The sequence below is a fragment of the Leeuwenhoekiella sp. LLG6367-2.1 genome (genome assembly GCF_045055775.1).
Classification (GTDB): Bacteria; Bacteroidota; Bacteroidia; order Flavobacteriales; family Flavobacteriaceae; genus Leeuwenhoekiella; species Leeuwenhoekiella aequorea.
Window position 1 is genome coordinate 817,287 of the sequence record NZ_CP159331.1, and the last position, 15,691, is coordinate 832,977.

A 15,691-nucleotide genomic window follows, 5' to 3' on the forward strand; every position below is an offset into this window, starting at 1 on the left:
CTAAAATTTAGAGTTGGTTGCTTTGATTTTTCTTTTCTCGAAAACGGATTTCCTTCTTTTCTTCGGCATATTTCTTTTCTACAATCAGCGGTTTTTTGGTTGGCTCTTCGGTCTCAAAAAGGGACTGAATCATAGCCACCGTAGGTTTGGTTTGTGTCTTTTCTACGTCTCGCATTATTGCAATAACCGCATTGATTCTTTTGAGTAATTTAGCCTCAATAGTTCGTCCTGTTGGTCCTAATTTTTCCTTTGGCGATATTTCGTTGTAAAAGAAAAAATCGAGCATTGTGGACATTGCTTCAGTGTGCGATTTGAAGTAAGTACGCGAGAATGTTTGGAAACGTTTTGCGGTTTCCTTTTTAAATCTAATTCCAGTATATGAGTCCATATTTCGCCGATTTGTCGCAAAATCATCCCTAAAAGTGGGCGTTCTTAGCCCGTTTGTCGCAAATCGTTGATTGTTAAAAAATTAAAAGATATTTAAATTTTTGATAATCAGCTATTTAAAAACGAAAAGGAATCCAAAACATCGCGCAGCGTGTTACCCTCTTGCTATTCCTTTTCGTCCCGCTCGCGGGACAAAAATCCATACAATCCGGCTAAAAAGCCGATTGCCATTTTCAAGGAAAATGATTTTCCAGTATGTTATTTTTCGATGTGTAAGGGTATCGGCGAAAGTCGAAAAGTGGATAACCCTACGTAAATTTGAATGCTGAATTCTAGCGACATAAAGATACGCTTTTTTATTGACTTGGATTTGTTTCAAAATAAAAACACCCCTGGAATTTCAGAGGTGTTCCACATATAATCTTAATGAGTCAGATATTGAAAACATAATCGTAGGTGTATAGATTTTTAATCATTTCTTCATCTATTAACTTTTCATAATCTGCACCAGTTTCGTCAACATATTTTTGAATAGATTCCCCAAAAAGATGTGTAACGTGTTCTCTCGAAACCTGTAAGAGTTCCTCTTGTTTTTCCTCGCTCAAATCTTGAAATTTAATGTAAATCATAACTTCAAAATTTTAGTATTCGCTTGGTAACATCAGCGTATCATTTACAAAAAATAACCGCAGTTCATCGAGTGGAAAATCGGTTGATCGATAATCGTGTTTTTCTAAAATATTATCGTTGCCATCGCTGTAAATTATCTCGGCTTCATATCCCGAATAATCTTGTTTTTCTTCGGGCAATCTTTTAAAATCGATTGTGATAAATTCGCTTCGGTTCATCAGACTTTTTGCAATTACGGACGTGTCTGTAATGAGCCAAAAACATTCTGCTGCTTCCGATAAATATTTCAATCCGTCCGTAAAACGGGTTCGCAATAATGGGATTTGATAGAACATTTCCGTTCCCGTAAAATATTGCAATCGCTCTTTTATTTCGTTAACTTGTGCTTTCATTGTGAATATATTTAAATGTGTGAATAATGAAAAAGAGGGCGCAACTTTCGAGAGGAACGTCCTCTATAATTTTGAAGTTTACTTGTCGTTTTTGCTTCCAAGTAAAAGGATTTCATCGGCTACAACTTCCGTTACATAGCGTTGGTTGCCATCATCGGTGGTGTAGGTTCGGGTCTTTAGTTTCCCTGTAATTCCTACTTCTTTGCCTTTTTCAACAAATTTCTCAACGATTTCAGCAGTTTTACCCCAAGCTACTACGGTATGCCAATTAGTGTCCGTTTGCTTTTCGCCTTTGCTGTCTTTGTAATACTCGTTTGTGGCTAATGAAAAACGAGCTACTTTCTTACCGCTTTCAAGGTTCGTGATTGTTGGCTCTTGTCCAACGTTTCCAATCAATTGTACGTGATTTCTAATAGTAGTCATAATAAAATATTTAAGTGATTTGTATTTCCCCTATTGATTTAAAACAGATTAAATTTTAAGGGGTGTTTGTTCTTTTCTTCTGTGCATCGCACAATGGATAGAGTGGGTTTTGTCAAGACTTTTAGGGAATAAATCAGGTGTGTTTGCGACGTAGAAAAATCCTTGGATTTTCAAGGAAGTAGAAACCTTATTTTTCACTAAAACTTGTATAGTCTTGACAAGTTCCATAAGGGCATTAGCAATTCTTTTAAACGCAGTTGCGTTTGAGCGTACCGACAGTTAAGCGAAATAAGAGGCTGTGGTTAAATTAGAACTGGTTATGTCGTGCCTGTTTTTCGATGACCCGAAAAACAACAAAGGCTTTATCCATTATAAACCCCTTAAAATGTGTAAGACAGCGGTTTGGTTTTTAAGGACTTTCGAGTGAGGGCTCAAGAAGGCCGCGCCGAAAATCCTGTCAAGAAAATCAAGCCGATGGCTTTCCGATGTAAAAGCGGACTTAATACACAATTTTGGCTCTGGAATGAAGTGTTCCTTCCCAGAGAAGCGGGAAGGGTTAGCGGAATGGAAAGCTGAAATTGGGAATTGTGTCCAAGACTTGTGTAGTGAAGCTCTTTGCCCGAAGTGTAGTGGTTGCCTGCTTTTTCAGCAGGCGAGCGTGGAATGTAGGGGAATGTGCTGAGGGGATTTATTATTGCGATTTATTATGATTATGCAGGATTTAAAGCGGACTTGACTTTAAAGGTGTAGGTTGGAATGCAGTTTGCCCGCTTCCCGACTTTTCTCGGGAAGCGGGCAAGTGGAATGGAAAACGGAAGCTTTAGAGTTGTGTCCAAGATTATTATAGGGAAGCGCTATTCCCGAAATGAAGCTTTTTCGCGTAATGCAGGGGAATGTGCTTACCGAGTTATGAAACTATATTATCCATCAGAAGTATGATTTAAGGCGGACTTGACTTTAAAATTGTAGATTGAAATGGAGTTTGACCGCTTCCCGACTTTTTCGGGAATAAGCGGACAAGTGGAATGGGAATAGGAAGTTTTGGGGGTCGTGTCCAAGACCTCTATAATCAAGCGCTTTCCCCCCGTAATACAGTTTTTCACGGATCATAGGGGAATGGGCTGAGTGTTTACGAATACCAAATTTTATGAAAACAAAGCAAGGAAAATAGAATATATAGGCATTTGAGACCAAAATATAACAAACTAAAAGTATTCAAGAAAAACAGCAAAATGTTGTACCTATGTTGTACCTAGTCCATAAAAAAAGGCTTCACATTTCTGTGAAGCCTTGGTTTTACTAGTAGCGGGAACTGGACTCGAACCAGTGACCTTCGGGTTATGAGCCCGACGAGCTACCTACTGCTCTATCCCGCGATATTGGACGGCAAATATAGAACACTTCTTTGGTTCTCACAAGGCCTTTTTAAAAATATTTTACAGATTTTCTAAAATTATATTTTCACTAACATTAATGCGCTGAAATATAGATACCTTTAGTCCAAATGAAAAAACTACTACTTACTCTTTTCGCCCTATTTACAATCTTAGGAGCTGCAGCTATTTTACTCAATACCTATTTAAAAAATCAACTTCAGGAAATCATAAAAAATGATCTACCTGCTTCAATTATTCTTGAATACGAAGATATCGATATTGATAGTTGGGGTGGCAATGCGAGTATGACTAATGCAACTGTGCGCATAAAAGCAAACGACTCTATGCCAAGAAGTGAAGTAAGTAACGCAAGTGTGTCTTTGCGCGGCCTTGATCATTGGGATTATTTTAAAAATAAAAATATTCATTTTAAAAAAATCACTATTCACGCCGACAGTCTTTCTCACTATCAACAAGCCAAGAAAAAAAATAAAACAAAACAAGACAGCTCTGTAACAAATCCTATAAAGTCTGAAAACTTAAATAGTACGTTTCAAATTGATGAATTTAAATTAGTGACAAATTATATCCAAATATTCAAGCCGAAAACGGAAGAGCTCCTTCTTAAAACGGCTCACTTTAATCTGAAACTTGAGCATATAAGCCCCACAATTACTGAAACAATAACAAGACCCTTCAATTACAAGCAGATAGATATTAGTTATGAATCGTTATTTTATCAAATGAATGAATTTGATAATCTTACCGTAGATCATGTTCATTGGGATGGTTCTTCTTTACAATTAACTAATACTCAATTAAAAACCTCGATCTCACGCAAGCAATTAAGCAATCGCATTGATAAAGAACGAGATCATGTTGATTTAAAAATCAAGCAAATTGTAATCGATTCTTTAAAATATGGTGATCGCACCGGAAGATTTTATATGAATGCGCCCTCAATGATCTTAGTAGAACCTGCTTTAGATATTTATAGAGATAAATTACTCCCTGATGATCTCACTACTAAACCGCTGTATTCACAAATGTTGAGAGAACTTAATTTTGACTTAATGATAGATTCCTTAAAAATCAAAAATGGTTCTATCATTTATACTGAAAAAGTAAATACTCAATCTAAACCTGGCTCAATAAATTTTAAAAACCTCAACGCTAATTTAACAAACATAGGAAATACCTATAGCCAGCAGGAGAAAAAAACCAAAATAGACATAAAAGCTATTTTTATGAAGCAAAGTCCGATGAGTCTAGAGTGGGAATTTGACGTTCAAAACCCTCAGGATAAATTTTATCTTGTAGGTAGTGTAAGCAAGCTGCCAGTTACTAATCTTGACACTTTTACATCGCCTAATTTAGGGGTAGAACTGCAAGGAAATTTAGAACATACCTATTTTACTATTTATGGCGATAACTACAATTCACACATAGATATGCAAATGACTTATGATGATTTTAAAGTAAGTATTCTGAATAAAGAAAAGCAAAAGAAAAAATGGTTTGCTTCTACTGTTGCTAATATTTTTATAGCTAAAACAAGTAAAAATGAGGATTCAGGTTTTAAAGAAGGTTCAGGTGAAGTTACCAGAAATCAGACAAAGTCGTTCTTTAATTATTTATGGATAAACTTAAAAGAGGGAATGCTTAAAACGGTTACTGCTTTAGATTAACTAGAAGAAATCCATTCTATTGCTTCTAAACGTCGATCTACTGTAAAGTTTTTAAAATCTTTACCCAAAATAGATTTATTGACGTTCGTAATTGCGTGAATCCATTTTCTATTAGTTACAATTGCTATCTTATTAAGCCTGTGCTTGTGCTGCATAGGAAATATACCTGCAATAAAAACAGCGTCGAGCGTAAAACGGTTAATATTATTATCTTCCAGATATAAATTTATAGTCTCGTGCTCTTCAAACTTTTTTAAAATGGCGGCTTTTAATTCGTTTATAGCTGAATAGTTCATTGCTCCTTCAACAATGTAACCTATAGCATTATCAGATAAATTGAAATTTAAAAGCATTTGAGGGGGCGTTTCAGTAAATATAATAATTACGGAATATTTAATTACTCCCTAACTCACAGGTTAAGGGTAAAGCTTTATTGCTCGATACTCTGGGCCGAAAACGTAGTTAAAACAACATCTTCATAAGCTACAGTAAGTTCAATAGGATTACAACAAACTTCACAATCTTCAACATATACTTGATGAGAGACAGACACATCAAGCAACATCGATATCTCTTCCCAACAATACGGACATTGAAAAAAATGCTCTTCCATTAAAATTGGATATTTAACAACTGTCCTACTTGTTGTAGCAATTGTAATTCTGCTAGTTTCGCTTCGTATTTTGCAAGATTCTTATTTGTTTCGGCATTAATCAAATTTATCTGTGCCTGCCTAAACTCAATAGAAGTTATCTGACCGAGATTAAACCGCTCTCTAGATCGTTCAAAATTGTTTTTATTAGTAACTACGTTTTGCTCCTGGATATTATAAACCGCTATTAAATTCTCATAATTACCCAGTGCATTTGCAATATCTCGCTGCACTTCAATCTCTACTTGCTGCTTAAGGAGAATTTGGTTGTCTTTTAAGATTTTGGCATTTTTTAGCTGAGTAACACTTGATCCTCCATCAAATAGATTCCATCGTAAGTTAAGCCCACCCTGAAACCCTGTATTTTGTCGAGTACTACCGGTAAAAAAAGCAGAAGCCGGACTTATAGATTCATTCCATCCATATGAACCAGTAAGCCCTACAGTAGGTAAAAATTGTGCTTTAGAGATGCGTATGTCATATTCACTAAGGGCTATGTTAGAATTACTCTGCAATAGTCTTACATTATTTTCCTTCGCCATTTCTAAAAAGGAATCAAGCTCCAATTTAGGAATAAATGATACCAGTGTATCCACATTAAAATTAAGCTTCAGATCACGAGCAAGTACTACATTGAGGTCTCTCTTTGTATTCAAAAGAGATTGACGTGTATTCATTAAGTTGATACTATCATTAGTCACATCAACTTCAGCATTAAGCACTTCTAACTTTGTATTTTGACCATAATCAAATTGATATCCGGCACGTTTTACCCTATTTTTAGATATTTCAAGAGTCTGTTCTAAAATTTCGACATTTTCGGTAAGCCTCGCAACCTCAAAATAAACCGAAAACAGTTGCAGCATCGTATTCTCGATTGTTTCTCGCGCTTCAAGCTTAGAAAGATTATAGCTCTCTTTTAAACGCTTAAAATTATAAAGTCTTCCCAGTCCGTCAAAAAGGGTATAATCTAGATTTACAGAAGCGTTATAGCTTTCTGACTGCGCCCCTTCCAGAACAAATGACTCGCCGTCATCACGATCTGTACGTTGATCTTCTACTGTATAATTCATTCCTGCCAACCCAAATACGGTAGGCAAATAACCTGAGTTTAATAAATCTGCATTATTCTCAGATACGAGTACATTATTATCTGCAATAGCGATTCCGTAATTATTATTTAGGGTTAACGCTATCGCTTCAGATCTCGAAAGAAATTCATCCTGACCAAAGCTCAAAAGGCTATTGGTAAAAATGAAGCAACTTATAACTACAACTTTCAGATTAATGCTCTTCATCTTCCTCTTTTAATTCTTTAATAGCGCGTTCAACATCCTCTTTGCTTGGCTCATTACCTGTACGCACCCAAATAGACTTTGTTTTGATCCAGTTTGACATAGATAATAACAGCGGAAGCATAAGTAAGGTTAATACCGTTGCGATACCTATACCATAGGAAATTGAAATCGCCATAGGTTTTAAAAATTGAGCTTGTCTGCTTTTTTCCAATAATAAAGGAGCAAGCCCCGCAATTGTAGTTATACTGGTCAAGAAGATTGCTCTAAATCGTGAACGTCCCGCCTCAAATATTGCTTCCTCAAATTTCATCCCATCTTTTAGATATCCGTTGAGCTTACCTATAAGTACAAGACCATCGTTTACCATAATTCCTATAAGCGCAATGATACCTAAGGCTGAAAGTACATTTATAGGGAACCCGTGTATGTAATGCCCCCAAGCTACTCCTATAATACTGAATGGAATCATAAATAATAATAGAAAAGGCTGACTATAACTACGGAAGGTAAACGCTATTGTCGCATAAATTAGAAACAATATCACCCAAATAACTTCGTTAGCAGAGCTGCTTAATTTTTCTGCCTCCCGGTTCTGCCCTTCATAAGAAACTGATAGCGTAGGATATTTAGATAAAATATCAGGAATTACGGTCGCTTTAATTTCGGCTAAAATATCGGTGGTACTGCCATTAGGATCTGCCATGTCTGCATTAACCTGTATCTCACGCTGTCCCTCGAGGTGGCTTATAGATTCATCTCCCCGGGAAATTGTATAAGTTGCAATCTCACTTAATGGAATGCGCTCTCCACCAGGTGTAATAATACGCATATCATCTAAGTCATTTAAACTACTACGGTCACTGCGATCATAACGTACCCATACACGTATCTCATCTTGACCCCGCTGAAACCGCTGTGCTTGTGTACCAAAAAAACCACTACGCACTTGAGTCATCACACTACTTAGGTCTAAACCTAATGTATATGCTGTTTCCTTTAATTCTATCTGTATTTCTTTTATTCCCTCAGGATCTGTATCTACTACATCACGTAACAGGGCATTATTTTCAAGATTTGCACGTAGCTCATCTTTGGCTGCCTCAAGTTCTTCTGTGTTGTTACCTAGTAAGGAAATAGATATAGGACTTCCTCCAAAGTTACCTCCAGACCCAAACGTCAACCGCTCCACACCATAAACCTCACCTACTTCATCACGTATTGAGTTTGTAATATCTGGTGAAGAAAAATCTCTGAATTCTCCAGGCAATAAATTTATGCGCAGAGAAGCTTTATTATTACCCGGTCCTACTCTTTTAATTATGTTTTCTACCACCTGCATATTATCAGTTTGTCTGCTTGTGTAGTCTTCATTTACACGCCAGGCGGCTTCTTCTACCATCGTAATAATACTATCGGTACGCTGCGGATTTGTTCCTTCGGGCATTAAAAGCTCTATAGAAACGGTATCACTGGCAATACTAGGAAATATAGTGACACCTATCACACTTCCCATTATAGATCCTATGGTAAGTATTAAAAATGCTGCTATAATACTGAAAGAGATAAGCTGGTTTCTAAGAGTAAATCGTAATGCCGGCGTATAAATTTTATCGCGCATATAACTCATAAACTGATCTCCCTTTCTATTGAAGTAACGCAGTTTATACATAAACTTTTCTATACCTTTCTTCTTAGATATATCCAGTTCTGATTCTCGTACCAAAGCCTTACTATGCGCAATATGCGCAGGCAATATGATTAAAGCTTCCACTAGAGAAACTACAAGGGTGAGAATTACAACTGTGGATACTTCTCCAAAGAATTCACCGATGCGGCTATCGAGAAATAAAAATGTGGAGAATGCCAGAACAGTAGTAATAATTGCTGAAATTATAGGTGGAATAACCTCTACTGTACCATCTATTGCAGCACGTATAGGTGTTTTACCCATTTCATAATGCTGGTAGATATTCTCTGAAATTACAATTCCGTCATCTACGAGTATACCTATAACGATAATCATCCCAAAGAGCGACAAAACGTTTATAGTAACTCCGAAGCTTCCTGCAAAGATGAACATACCTAAAAAAGCTACCGGAATACCTGCAGCCACCCAAAAAGCAAGACGTGTATTTAAAAAGAAAGATAGAAAAAGCATTACCAGCAAAATTCCTTCTGCCCCATTGACTACTAGTAAATTTGTACGCTGCTCGAGACGTATTGAAGAGTCTGAGGTAATATCTATTTTTACCGCATCATATTTCGCATTAAAATCTTCTATATATTCTTTAACCTGCTCTGCTGTAGTGAGTAAATCTTCATTATTAGTATTACTAATTTCAACATTTACAGCAAGGTTTCCATTAAAATAAGATGCACTGGGAGTTTCTGAAAACCGATCTCGTACTACTGCAACATCTCCTAATCTAACTAAAGAGCCATCTAGATTTGCACGTACAATTAAATTAGTTAGATCATCGCCATAATAAGCTCGATTATTTGCTCGTATTAAATAGTCTTCTTTCTCTGTTTTAATATTCCCCCCTGTTGTAAGAATATTTGCTCTGGATACGGCTTGAGAAACTTCAGTAAAAGTTAATCCATAAGCGAGTAAATCATTCTCGCGCACAGCGATTTCTATTTCTTCATCTGGATATCCACTTATTTCTATTTGCGAGATTCCGTCCATAGCCCGCAGATCGTATTCTATAGATCTTGCTATTTGCTTTAGGGTTGCCAGATCTATAGTTTCTCCACTTACCGCAAATCCAATGGTTTGCCGTATAGCCTCTTCTTTTGCAACAACCAGAGGCTCCATTCCCGTAGGAAAACTAGGAACCCGATCTACCGCATTTTTTACTTCAGCAAGAATTACATTTATATCCTCGTCTTGATCAATTTCTATAGTGACACTACCTCCATTTTCGCGTGAAGTAGATGTTACACGATCAATCCCAACTAGTCCTTTTAAATTATCCTCGATCTTAAGTATTATCCCCTCTTCTATTTCTTGCGGAGAAGCTCCCGGATAGGTAACACTTATAGTTACAATCTGCGAGTCAATTAATGGAAAGAATGAGGACTTCATCCTCAAAACTCCAATGATTCCAAAAATCACAAAAGCCATTATAACCACATTTACGGCTACACTGTATTTTATGAAATAACTTATTAAATTCTTCATAAAAACTATTCCGTATCTTCTGTGTTAGTAGTTTCATCATAGACTTTTACCCGCATACCAGCATATGCTCCGGGTACAGATTTAGCCAAATATTTAGTGCCATCAGGAATACCTTTTATTACCACTTCTTTATCTGAAAAATAAACTGGATTAACTTCTATAAGATCAAGAAGGCCATCTTTAACAATATAAATTTGAGAATTATCTACCAGTAGCTGTCTTGGAACACTTATCGCTTCAAGCTCATCTCTAGCATCTAAGTTAGCTTGCAAAAACATTCCTTCTTTTAAAGAGTCTGACCCTTCAAGTTCAATAAATACTTTAATAGTCTGTGTGGTTTGATCTACTCTGCCATTTACACGCACAACTTTCCCGGTATATTCTTTAGTGCCATCAACAGTTGTAAGATTAACGTTCTCACCTATACTCAGAAGATCACTAAATTTTTTACCTATAGAAACTTCGAGTTCATATACAGACGTGTCTATAAATTCACCTAGTTTCTGTCCCGATCTTACAAGAGTTCCTTTATTAACTAGCGCTTCGGTTAGAATTCCTGAAAACGGAGCCGTAATACGATACTTCCCTAATCGCTGTTCTAAATTTTTCACATTGTAGTACGCTGAATACAATCCGCGACCTGTTATAAAGTAGCGCTCTTTTTGAGATGAAGTTTCGGGTAATTGTGGTGTAGATTTATTAATGTCAAAACCGTCAAGATAGGTTTGCCATTTCTGAAAAATTTCAGGATAATCCAGTCGTAAATCTGGCATTATAGAAGTTGCCAGATTATACAACTCGCTTTTTGCAGCTTGTACAGATGCGTAGTATTCTGATGAATCTAGATTGAGAAGGGTTTCTCCTCTATTATAGGCTTGACCAACTTTAAAATCGTGCGCACTGGATCTAAATATTCCTTGTACCTCTGCATATAATTCTAGTCGGTTTTTTGCAACTAGATTGCCATTTGCAGGAATTACAATAGAAACAGTGTCGTTTTTAACTTCTTCAACAAAAACAGTTTTAACTACTTTGTCGATTTTAACAGGAATATCTTTATCTCTGTTAGCAATTGAATACCCAATCGCAAGAGCGATTGCAAGTATTACTAAACCTATAATCAGTCGTACAGCTTTAAGCATTAAGTATTTTTTAAGAAACTACCATAAGTAGCAAAAATACCTGCACTGTACTATCTATTTTGTTAAATTTAATATAAATAAAGTGCTAATTATAAAGATCTAATTCTTCAGATACTTCCTCCCATTTAGCCATAAGTTGTTCAATCTTTTTCTTATTAGACTCATACTTAGCAAAGAAGTCTGGTTTCGCACTTGTTTTATCGTAATCTGCCGCTAGGTCAGCATCCATTTTCTTAATCTCACGTTCCAGCTTATTAACATCAGATTCAATATTACTAAGTTGGTTATTCAAAGACTTTACTTTTTTCTGGTCTTTGTATTCCACCTTGGGAGCCGCTTCCTTTACCTTAACCTTAGGATCTTTTCTCTCAATATCCCTAAGATTTTCAACTGCACGTTTTTCAAGGTAATAGTCAATGTCTCCAAGATATTCCTTTATTTTATGATCTCTAAATTCGTAAACTGTAGAAGTAAGACCTTGTAAAAAATCTCTATCGTGAGAAACTAGCAATAAAGTACCTTCAAAATTTTTAAGAGCTTCTTTTAAAACATTCTTGGATTTTATATCCAAGTGATTGGTAGGCTCATCCATCACAAGAACATTAAAGGGTTGTAACATAAGCTTAGCCAGCGCTAAACGGTTACGCTCACCTCCTGAAAGTACACGCACATATTTTTCAGCTTCATCCCCTCTAAAGAGGAAAGACCCTAAAATATCACGAACTTTACTTCTGTTCTTTTCATTTGCAGCATCGATCATAGTATCTAAAACAGTTTTACTACCATCCAGGTGATCTGCCTGATTTTGTGCAAAATATCCTATTTGCACATTGTGTCCCAACTTAAGCTTTCCTTGATAGCTAATTTCATCAACGATGATTTTTGCCAGTGTGGATTTACCTTGACCGTTTTGACCTACAAATGCAGTTTTGCTATCGCGTTCTATAAGAAGATCAATCCCATTTAAAACAGCCTTGTCTCCATAACTCTTTCTTATTCCTTCTGCTTCAACTACCACTTTACCAGGAACAACAGAAACCGGAAAATTAAGAGTCATTACACTATTATCGTCTTCATCAACTTCAATTACATCCATTCGGTTAAGCTTCTTAACCAGAGACTGCGCCATTGTTGCTTTTGAAGCTTTTGCCTTAAATTTAGAAATTAACTTCTCGGTATGTTCTATTTCTTTCTGCTGATTCTTTTGAGCCGCCATCTGTTGCTCACGCATTTCCTGACGCAATACGAGATACGTTGAATAAGGTTTTGGATAATCATAAATTTTACCCAGTGATATTTCAATGGTTCTATTTGTAACATTGTCCAAGAACATCTTATCGTGAGATACAATTACAACAGCTCCTTGATAATTACGTAAGAATCCTTCTAACCATATTATTGACTCGATGTCCAAGTGGTTTGTTGGCTCATCTAATAATAAGACATCATTATTTTGAAGTAGTAATTTTGCTAATTCAATACGCATACGCCATCCTCCGGAGAAGGTATCGGTAATTTTATTGAAATCCTCACGATTAAAACCAAGTCCCATAAGAATACGCTCGGTCTCTCCCTGATAGCTATAACCTCCGTGAATCTCGTATTGATGTTGCACCTCATTAAGTTCTACCATTAAATCGTGGTAGTAATCACTCTCGTAATCTGTGCGCTCTGCTAATTCAATATTTATTTCTTCAAGACGAATTTCGAGCTTCTTAATGAGCTCAAATGCTTCATAAGATTCTTCTAAAACAGTACGCCCTTCAACAAAATCAATATCTTGTTTTAGAAAACCTATCTGTATGTCTTTATCTGTAGCTATCTGACCCGTATCATACTCTTGTTCACGTGAAATAATACGCAACATCGTAGATTTACCCGCTCCATTTTTACCCACTAATCCTACTCGATCTCCCTCACCAAGTCTAAATGTAACTTCCTCAAATAGGTATTCTCCCTGAAAAGATACAGAGAGGTTGTGAATGTTTAACATGCTCTAAATTTTAAGGCGCAAAGTTATTATTAAATGCCGGACTTTCATCACTTAAACATTATCGATTTTTGTAACTTTAGATACACAAAAAAGACGGTACGTACCGTACATTAATATTATGAAAAAACTTCTCCAAGGAAATCCGTTATATAGCATATTTACTGGTACTTGCCCGGTATGTCAACTAAAAAGTATGTATCAAAATCCCAATCCATACATACTTACAGATACTTTAAAAATGCACGAGCGCTGCCTTCATTGCAATACAAAGTTTAAAATAGAGCCCTCCTTTTTCTACGGCGCTATGTATGTAAGCTATGGGGTAGGTATTGCATTTGCAGTGGCTGCTTTTGTTATCACACACTTCTTTATAGGTGCAGGATTAGTAGCAGGTTTTATTTCTATAATTGCCACGCTCCTGGTATTTGCGCCGTTGATTATGCGATTAAGTCGCAATATCTGGATCAACTTTTTTTTCAATTACGACGAAAAGAAAGCTAAAGGAACTACACGAGCTTCTTAGGAAATCTAAGTATAGACACTTCATCATCAAGCGGAATACCTTTCTCAAGATAGTCAAACAAAACCTGTGCAAGGTATGGAGACATCATAGTTCCACGCGTTCCAAGACCGTTGAGAAGTGCTAATTGAGGATATTTTGGATGCACGCCTATCAAAGGTCGACGATCACCTGTGGTAGGCCGCATACCTGCTTCTTGTTTCTCAATGGTATAAGTGCATGTAATTACCTTCTCTAACTTACTTTGTAATTCATCACGTGCTTCGGTAGTGGGTATAGTATCTTTTTCTTTCCAATTGAATGTGGCTCCTACTTTGTAATAGTCACCTCCTAAAGGAATAATGAAAAAAGATGATTTTAATGCTTCCGATATGTTTAAATCAGGAGCTTTAATAATTAAATATTCGCCCTTATTTCCTACCAACGGCAGTTTATTGAAAAATGGATTATTCTTAATCCCAAATCCTTCTGCAAATACGATACGCTTCGCAATAAAATTTTTATAAGTCACTGTGGAATCTGTATTGAATTTAATTGCACTGTGATCAAAATTTTCAGAATAGTAAAGCGCTTTACTTTTTAAAGAATTGATGTAAGCATCTAACAATTGCGGGATTTTGATTCGTAATGATTCATTCACTTCCCCTAACTGTAAAGGAGCTTCTACATACTCTGAAGTATTCTTAACTAATTTTTCATTTAAAAATCTTCTCAATACAGGTTTATCACTTGCTTCAAACCAATTATTCTGATCTTCAATTGAAGAAAATATTTTAAGGACAGGCAAAATTTCAAAAGTTTCCTTGTCGTAGCTCGCTGCTAACCGCTGAAAATAGCTAGATGCAAGATCAAATTGCTCTTCGCCTTTGTAGGGCATTGTATAGCGCTTGAGAGTAACAGGATTTATTAAACCTGCAGCAACTCTGCTTGCTGCATCCCGCTGCTCATCTATTACCACATACTTAAGTTTTGTGCTACTCAATTGATCACAAAAGGCCATCCCTGCCAGTCCAAAACCTACAATAATATAATCTACCTCTTTCATAATGTGAAAATAAGACATAAAAAAACGCCTTTAATAAAGGCGTTTTTTTTATTTACTAGGAACATATAATTAGTAGTTCCACATATCACTTTCAAAGTTACGTATTTGTTCTTTGATACGTTGAGACTCTAACAGCTGCATCATAGCATTATCTGCTATATAATCCTTAACCTCTCGATCTCCTTGAATGTTATCTACTTGATAAATTACCCCATTAAATCTTCTGGAATTCAGCAAGTGATCAAATGATAAAGGCTGAGCTGAGTTTTGCGGATTAAACACCTTAGCCTCGTGTAAAATTTCGCGAGCTGTAGGATACCAAACCCAAAATAATGGAACCATTATAGGATCTTCATCATCTATAAAGTTTACATCTGGTGCAACAGGAGCTATACCAATAAGACGATACTTTAACTCCCCTTGTCTTTTATCAAAATACCAATATCCGCGTATCCAGTACTGCTCAATATCTGCAGAGCTAATATCACGTCTATCTATATATTGCTCATCTACTTCATAACCAGCGTTGATCTGCTCGATACCTAAATCTGTAGTATCTACTCGTGACATAGCAGCTGCAATGTCATTCAGCTCAATTTTTTGATTAAAGTAAGAATCTGCATAAATATCCAATTTACCAGCTTTAACACTTGATACTAAAACATCATATAAAGATCTTCTATCAGAACCAATATTGTTTGTATCTACAGGGTAATAAAGAGGGAAGTTTATACGCTCATCAAGATCAACAATCTCCCAGGTATTTTTACCCCAAAGAACGTCCCTGCTATCTACATAACCATAAGGCAAGGGTTTATCATTATCTAACTGTATTTGCCCTTCTGTTTTTTCAAACATTTGAGCAGGCATTTTTGCATTTAAAATATTAGTCTGTGCAAATGATGCCAGACTAATCATCATACAAAAAGCACTTAAAGCTAGTTTTTGGGTGATCATAATA

14 protein-coding genes and 1 tRNA gene are annotated in these 15,691 nt (G+C 36.1%); 2 read left to right on the forward strand and 13 right to left on the reverse strand.

Going from position 1 to position 15,691, the window contains the following annotated elements:
- Positions 1-7: 7 nt before the first annotated feature.
- The 5 genes from ABVM53_RS03835 to ABVM53_RS03855 form a co-directional block, all read right to left on the reverse strand.
- Entirely contained in the window at positions 8-388 is a 381-nt protein-coding gene (locus ABVM53_RS03835) for a BfmA/BtgA family mobilization protein (RefSeq protein WP_236132270.1), read from the reverse strand.
- A 430-nt stretch (positions 389-818) separates the two neighbouring features.
- Entirely contained in the window at positions 819-1,016 is a 198-nt protein-coding gene (locus tag ABVM53_RS03840) for a hypothetical protein (protein WP_153267900.1), read from the reverse strand.
- A 12-nt stretch (positions 1,017-1,028) separates the two neighbouring features.
- Positions 1,029-1,409, reverse strand: coding sequence for a DUF6876 family protein (locus ABVM53_RS03845; protein ID WP_236132271.1), 381 nt, complete (start codon positions 1,407-1,409; stop codon positions 1,029-1,031).
- Positions 1,410-1,487: 78 nt separating this feature from the next.
- Entirely contained in the window at positions 1,488-1,832 is a 345-nt protein-coding gene (locus ABVM53_RS03850) for a single-stranded DNA-binding protein (protein WP_236132272.1), read from the reverse strand.
- A 1,303-nt stretch (positions 1,833-3,135) separates the two neighbouring features.
- Positions 3,136-3,208, reverse strand: a tRNA-Met gene (locus tag ABVM53_RS03855).
- A 128-nt stretch (positions 3,209-3,336) separates the two neighbouring features.
- On the opposite strand from ABVM53_RS03855, the gene ABVM53_RS03860 reads away from it, so the two are divergent.
- Positions 3,337-4,896 carry a hypothetical protein gene (locus ABVM53_RS03860; protein ID WP_405329663.1) on the forward strand — a complete coding sequence of 520 codons (1,560 nt, stop codon included), beginning with the start codon at positions 3,337-3,339 and terminating at the stop codon, positions 4,894-4,896.
- Here ABVM53_RS03860 and ABVM53_RS03865 read toward each other — a convergent pair.
- The 6 genes from ABVM53_RS03865 to ABVM53_RS03890 form a co-directional block, all read right to left on the reverse strand.
- Positions 4,893-5,249 (reverse strand): STAS/SEC14 domain-containing protein, encoded by a 357-nt coding sequence (locus ABVM53_RS03865; protein ID WP_371456883.1) that lies wholly within the window; start codon positions 5,247-5,249, stop codon positions 4,893-4,895. The genes ABVM53_RS03860 and ABVM53_RS03865 overlap by 4 nt on opposite strands.
- 77 nt (positions 5,250-5,326) lie before the next feature.
- On the reverse strand, positions 5,327-5,509 hold the full coding sequence (locus ABVM53_RS03870) for a CPXCG motif-containing cysteine-rich protein (protein WP_405329666.1): 183 nt from the start codon (positions 5,507-5,509) through the stop codon (positions 5,327-5,329).
- A complete protein-coding gene (locus ABVM53_RS03875; protein WP_405329669.1) occupies positions 5,509-6,846 on the reverse strand; it encodes a TolC family protein in 1,338 nt (445 codons plus the stop codon). The genes ABVM53_RS03870 and ABVM53_RS03875 overlap by 1 nt, the downstream gene beginning before the upstream one ends.
- The gene (locus tag ABVM53_RS03880) at positions 6,833-10,030 is read right to left on the reverse strand and encodes an efflux RND transporter permease subunit (RefSeq protein ID WP_405329671.1); all 3,198 of its coding nucleotides are present in this window, start codon (positions 10,028-10,030) and stop codon (positions 6,833-6,835) included. The genes ABVM53_RS03875 and ABVM53_RS03880 overlap by 14 nt, the downstream gene beginning before the upstream one ends.
- A 5-nt stretch (positions 10,031-10,035) precedes the next feature.
- Positions 10,036-11,172: an efflux RND transporter periplasmic adaptor subunit gene (locus tag ABVM53_RS03885; protein ID WP_405329674.1), complete on the reverse strand. Its 1,137-nt coding sequence runs from the start codon at positions 11,170-11,172 to the stop codon at positions 10,036-10,038.
- 85 nt (positions 11,173-11,257) lie between these two features.
- A complete protein-coding gene (locus ABVM53_RS03890) occupies positions 11,258-13,165 on the reverse strand; it encodes an ABC-F family ATP-binding cassette domain-containing protein (protein ID WP_405329677.1) in 1,908 nt (635 codons plus the stop codon).
- 118 nt (positions 13,166-13,283) lie between these two features.
- On the opposite strand from ABVM53_RS03890, the gene ABVM53_RS03895 reads away from it, so the two are divergent.
- Entirely contained in the window at positions 13,284-13,688 is a 405-nt protein-coding gene (locus tag ABVM53_RS03895) for a DUF983 domain-containing protein (protein WP_405329680.1), read from the forward strand.
- On the opposite strand, the gene ABVM53_RS03900 is transcribed toward ABVM53_RS03895, so the two are convergent.
- A complete protein-coding gene (locus ABVM53_RS03900; RefSeq protein ID WP_405329682.1) occupies positions 13,672-14,730 on the reverse strand; it encodes an NAD(P)/FAD-dependent oxidoreductase in 1,059 nt (352 codons plus the stop codon). The genes ABVM53_RS03895 and ABVM53_RS03900 overlap by 17 nt on opposite strands.
- Before the next feature lie 69 nt (positions 14,731-14,799).
- On the reverse strand, positions 14,800-15,687 hold the full coding sequence (gldN, locus tag ABVM53_RS03905) for a gliding motility protein GldN (RefSeq protein ID WP_128757761.1): 888 nt from the start codon (positions 15,685-15,687) through the stop codon (positions 14,800-14,802).
- Between the last annotated feature and the right edge of the window lie 4 nt (positions 15,688-15,691).